This is a genomic window from Streptomyces sp. NPDC042336 (assembly GCF_055581985.1).
Genome location: NZ_JBVJEA010000074.1, coordinates 1 through 4,659 on the forward strand (window position 1 = coordinate 1; position 4,659 = coordinate 4,659).

Genomic DNA, 4,659 nt, shown 5'->3' on the forward strand with positions numbered 1-4,659 from the left:
CCGAAAAGACCGTCCCTACAAGCGCGTTCGCATCATGCACGCTCGATGATCACAGGCGAGCACTCACCGTCACCACCGACTACGGAACAGACCCGAACGATTTACAGTCCCAACCTCGGATCGATGCCGAACGAGAGGGCCCTGGCCGAGGACCGTCAGATCCAGTCGATGCCCAGCTTCCGCAATGCGTCGAGCTGGTCCTGGGTGAGCTTGTCCCGCCTCGATTTCGTGTTCGAGACCCACACACCCAGCTTCACGGTCACTGGCTCCGCCCCGCCGTCGATCACGATCTCCTCGGTATGACCACGCGGTACAGGCCGGTGAGAGCCTTCCCGTTCGACCCACTGGGTGAGGGCTGCCAGTCCGCGCTGAAAAGCCTGCTGGGCCTTGCTCCCCTTTGCCGCGCCCTTGATCGTTGGGGCGGGAGGCGGCTCCTGGGCGGGCTGCACGCCCAGCTCCGACAGCCGGTCCTGCTGCTCGGTGGTCAGCAGTCTCCAGTCGCGGCGTTGTCGTTGGAGCCATCGCCCGATGTCGTCGCCGTCCATGAGGACGCCGGGTGCGATGGTGGGCAAGATTCCGCCGGGTTCGTCGGCGGCGAGGTGGGCGAGGTGGCGGTAGTGGCGTTGCCAGTCGAGCGGCCAGGGGCAGTCCCAGTCGGGGTCGATTGCCGTCAGCTGCGCCGCGCGTGCAGCCGCCCGCTCGGGGTCCTTGCCCAGACCGCCCTTCCTGCGGAGGTTGGCCATGTGCTGCCCAATGGGCACGAGGCCCTCGGTCTCGCTCTCGCCCCAGACCGCGTCCTGGCGGGGTGCGAGGTGCCCGGTGGCGCGCCGGTAGGTCCGGAGCACGGCGAGCTTGGTCTCCCAGGCTTCTTCGCCTGGCTCCCAGACCATGCCGGCCTCGGGGGCATCGAGGAGCTTCTTGCGCCGAGGCTCTAGCTCCCCGGCCCGCAGGGCTTTCCGCTGTTGGTGGACCCATCGCCCCAGTGGAAACGCCTTCGTCGCCCCGACTTCGACCGCTACGTCGTAGGGGACGGCGTACAGGCCGGTGATCTCGTGTTCCTTCCGCCAGCGCAGCAGGGCCTGGTAGCCCTCGAGCCAGACCAGGGATTCGGGCCGGTAGACCCGGGTGCGCAGGAACGCCGCGATCGCCGCGGCGTCGCGCGGGGTAGAGAAGTGCAGCAGAGCCGACTCGACCGCACCGTCGGTGCCGCCCTGCTCCTCGTCCTCACTCCCGATCTCACTGCTGGTCCCGATGATCCGCCCGTCGGAGTCGCGATGGATGTGGGTCTTGCGTTTGCCGCTGGTGAGGGCGCGGGAGGCGAGCTGTTCGACGAGTCGTTCATCGTGGCTGCGCAGGCCTTGGAGCACGGCGACCAGTCCGGCATACGAGGCGGAGGCGACCATATCGGTGGGGTCTTCGCCGGGCTCGAGGAAGACGGGCACGATGATCCGGGCGACTTTCGTGGAGCCGTCCCGGTTGAGCCGGAGTGCCCGGCCGATGTTCTGCACGATTTCGACCTGGGAGCCGCGGGTGTCGGCGAAGCAGATCGAGTCGACTCCCCGTTCGCCGGTGATGTCGACGCCTTCGCCGAGGACGCGGCAGCTGGCGAGGAACGCCCGGTGCACGCGTCGGCCCTCGGCGTCGATGCCGTTGGCGAACTGGCGGAGGGCTTCGCGTCGTTCGGTGACGAGGTGGTCGCCGCACAGCCACGCCGACCACACCCGATCCGGCGGCACGTGCCGTCCGGCCTCCAGCTCGTACAGCTGCGCGCCGATCGACGAGACGGGCAGCTCGCCCGCGGCCGCCAGGTCCTCGCCTGTGGCATCGTGCGCGTACAGCTCGGCGGCCGTCTTCGGCAGCTTCTCCGCGAACGCGGCGGCCTCTTCCACCTTCTGGTGGAACGTCATGACCGTACGCAGGTTGTACGCCGCGGCGTGCTCCAAAAGTGCGGTCTGCAGGAGCGCCAGGCGCCGGCCCGGCCGTGCCTCCTCTGACTCCCCGACGATGGGGGAGGGGTCGTGGATCTCGAGGACGTCGATCTCGAATCCGGCGAGGATGCCCCGCTCGATCGCCTCCGACAGCCCCAGTTCGGCGCCGGGAAGCCACGCCCCGAAGGTGCCGTCCGGATCGTCGGCCATGCTTGCCAGCTCCACCTCCATCCCGCCCGCGCCCTTCTGCGGGCGGGGTGGGGCGAGGATCCGCGGCGTGGCGGTGAGGTAGAGCCGGAAGTCGGCGGGGATGCGGGCGTTGTCGTGGATCGCCGCCCACGGCCGACCAAGATCACCGGTGGTTGAGTGGGCTTCGTCCACGATGGCGAGGTCGAACGGGGCCATGCGCTGGCCGTAGAGCTGTTCCCCGCCCGCCAAGGCGGCCTCCAGCGGCCCGCGGACCTTGCGCTGGCGCGTTGGGTCCTCCGGGTCGTCACGGTCCACGAGGGAGGCGTAGGTGGCGAACACGACCACGGGTCCGGTTCCGGCCCACAGCGCGAGCTGGATCGCATTGGTGGTGGTGCGCACTCCCAGCGAGGTGAGGACCGGGTCGTTCTCCAGCGAGCACACCGCCACCATCGAGGAGCGGTGACCGACCGCCCGCCACGCCTGGGCGGTCTGCGCGAGCAGGTCCAGGGTCGGCACGGTCACCAGGATCCGCCCGCCCGGGAAGCACTCCAGCGCGCTCGCAGCAGCCGTGATCGTCTTGCCCGACCCGGTGGCGGACACCAGCGTGCCCCGAACCCCCTCAGCAGGCACAGACGATCTTGCAAAGAATTTGACCCATTCCCGAATGGCAGTTTTCTGGGTCACCTGATGTTCCCGGAGGCTGATCACAGATTTCGACCTTTCCTTTTTCCGGGCGAAATCAGGTTCCTCCACCACGTGCCCGTGCCCGAAGAGACCGCGCCCCCGTCGAGGGCAGGAGCGGGGTAGGAGTACCTGTCGATCCCGCCGCGTGCGGGCAACTCGTCCTCGAAGTCGCAGGCGGCTACGGCCTTGAAGCCCCCGCGCCACAGCGCCTCAAGCACGGCCATGACGGCTTGGACTACCTCCTCGGCCGGCGCTCCATCGGCGGCCTCGCACTCCAGCACGGTCGGCCACTCAAGGAAGTCGAAGGGGTGGGCGCGCCGGCCTGTGGCGTAGTCATTGTGCGCGCCGACCATGCGCACCGGACCGACGGTCAGCTCTGGACCGTCGTCCTCGACGAGGCCGAGGGCGTCTCGAAGCCGGGCTACGACCCGCGGGGCGGCCTCCGCGTCCACGTAGATCGAGGCATGTTCATAAGAGTCCGGGGCGAGGGGCGAAGGCCTGCGGTCATGCGCCATGCGGACTCCCTGGAGCTACCGCCAGTGCGAGGACGAGAAGGCGCGCTGCGTTCACCGGCCGAAGCGGCCCTTCTTGGGAGGTTCGGCAGGGACCAGTTCCTGTACGTGGACGAGTTCGGCCACACGGATGTTCAGGTGCTCGGTGTACGTGGTCGGCGACTTGTCGCCCTTGCTCCAGGACGACTTGGTCAGTTCCACGAGCCAGCTCGTCGGTGAAGTGCGGAAGACCAATCGGCCGCACGAACTGGAGTCGGTGCTGTACCTCGGGCGACGTGTGTGAGCGGTCTCCTCAGCGCGCGCAAGAGCCGCCTCCTCTCCGCCTTCGACGGGGATCTTGTCCACCAGTTCCGACTCCCCGTAACTCACCCGTTCCACCAGCACGTACCAGCCCACCATCCCGCTCCTCCCCAAATACGGCGACCACCGCCGCGCTAAGCTCGACTGGTATCCAGGTCATCAGCCGCTGCAGCGCTAAGCACCGAGGCTGATGTGCCCCCCGGCTCTGCTACCGGGTGTCCCCGCTTTACGCCAATGCTACATGCTGCATCACATTGAGATGTGGACTTGCGGGACCCCCTCGACAGATCCCCTTCGACGAGATTCCGTCCGACCCTGATGGCCGACGTGCATCGGGGTACACGGTGCCGCATGGCACCGAAGATCGAACGCATCCAGTTCCTGCGGGCCGTGCGGCAACTGCGCCGTATCCGCTCCTTCTACACTGCGGCCATCCTCCTGTGGGCAGGGTCCGCGGCCTGGACCGGCTGGCAGGCGCCGGGGAGCCGGCAGATGTGGGTGTCCGTCCTCCTCCTGGCCGTCTTCACCGTCCTGCTCGTCACCGCGGGCCTCGCCCTGCGGCGCCTCGCCGTTCCCGCCACGGGCCGGCCCGTACACCATGCTGCCCCGCACAGGCTGCCGAGCACCCGCCGTCACGCCCCTGCCTGAGGGCCCATCACTCTTCCCACGAGTCAATCCGGGACCCGACTCCGCCCCACCGGAGGCGGAGTCCACGGTCTGCTGACAGTCCACTGCCGGAGCACCACCCCCCACCCCTGTAGATGCCCGGGCCGAAGGCCCGTTGACGGGCCCGCGCAGCGGGTCCGTCCTGTGGCGCGCAGCGCCACCAGGTGGCTGGAGCGCAGCGGAAGCCACCACCGGGGGCCGCAGGCCCCCGCAGCTCCGGGAGCGCAGCGGACGGAGCGTCACCAGACCGGCGCAGCCGGTCTGGTGAGCGGGACGCGCAGCGTCCCGCCAGCGCTCCCGCGGAGCGGGAGCGCAACACCCCCGCGCAGCGGGGGTGTTCGCTTGCCCATCGCGCAGCGATGGGGTACCCGCTCCGCGGG

Annotated in this window: 4 protein-coding genes; 1 reads left to right on the plus strand and 3 read right to left on the minus strand. The window is 69.2% G+C overall.

What is annotated here, in order from left to right:
• Positions 1-155: 155 nt before the first annotated feature.
• From ACZ6IM_RS42215 to ACZ6IM_RS42225, 3 genes are read right to left on the minus strand one after another with little or no spacing between them, the layout of a single operon-like run.
• Positions 156-2,825: a helicase associated domain-containing protein gene (locus tag ACZ6IM_RS42215; protein ID WP_469564551.1), complete on the minus strand. Its 2,670-nt coding sequence runs from the start codon at positions 2,823-2,825 to the stop codon at positions 156-158.
• Positions 2,822-3,316: a hypothetical protein gene (locus ACZ6IM_RS42220; RefSeq protein ID WP_469564544.1), complete on the minus strand. Its 495-nt coding sequence runs from the start codon at positions 3,314-3,316 to the stop codon at positions 2,822-2,824. Before ACZ6IM_RS42220 ends, ACZ6IM_RS42215 begins: the two co-directional genes overlap by 4 nt.
• Positions 3,317-3,367: 51 nt before the next feature.
• Positions 3,368-3,514: a hypothetical protein gene (locus ACZ6IM_RS42225; RefSeq protein ID WP_469564547.1), complete on the minus strand. Its 147-nt coding sequence runs from the start codon at positions 3,512-3,514 to the stop codon at positions 3,368-3,370.
• Positions 3,515-3,964: 450 nt separating this feature from the next.
• Here ACZ6IM_RS42225 and ACZ6IM_RS42230 point away from each other — a divergent pair, with 450 nt between their 5' ends.
• Positions 3,965-4,261, plus strand: coding sequence for a hypothetical protein (locus tag ACZ6IM_RS42230; RefSeq protein WP_469564549.1), 297 nt, complete (start codon positions 3,965-3,967; stop codon positions 4,259-4,261).
• Positions 4,262-4,659: the final 398 nt, after the last annotated feature.

What these genes read in the sequence shown, in the direction of transcription:
- ACZ6IM_RS42220 (WP_469564544.1), bottom strand. Translation starts at nt 3,316, where the DNA reads ATGGCGCATGACCGCAGGCCTTCGCCCCTCGCCCCGGACTCTTATGAA.
- ACZ6IM_RS42230 (WP_469564549.1), top strand. Translation starts at nt 3,965, where the DNA reads ATGGCACCGAAGATCGAACGCATCCAGTTCCTGCGGGCCGTGCGGCAA.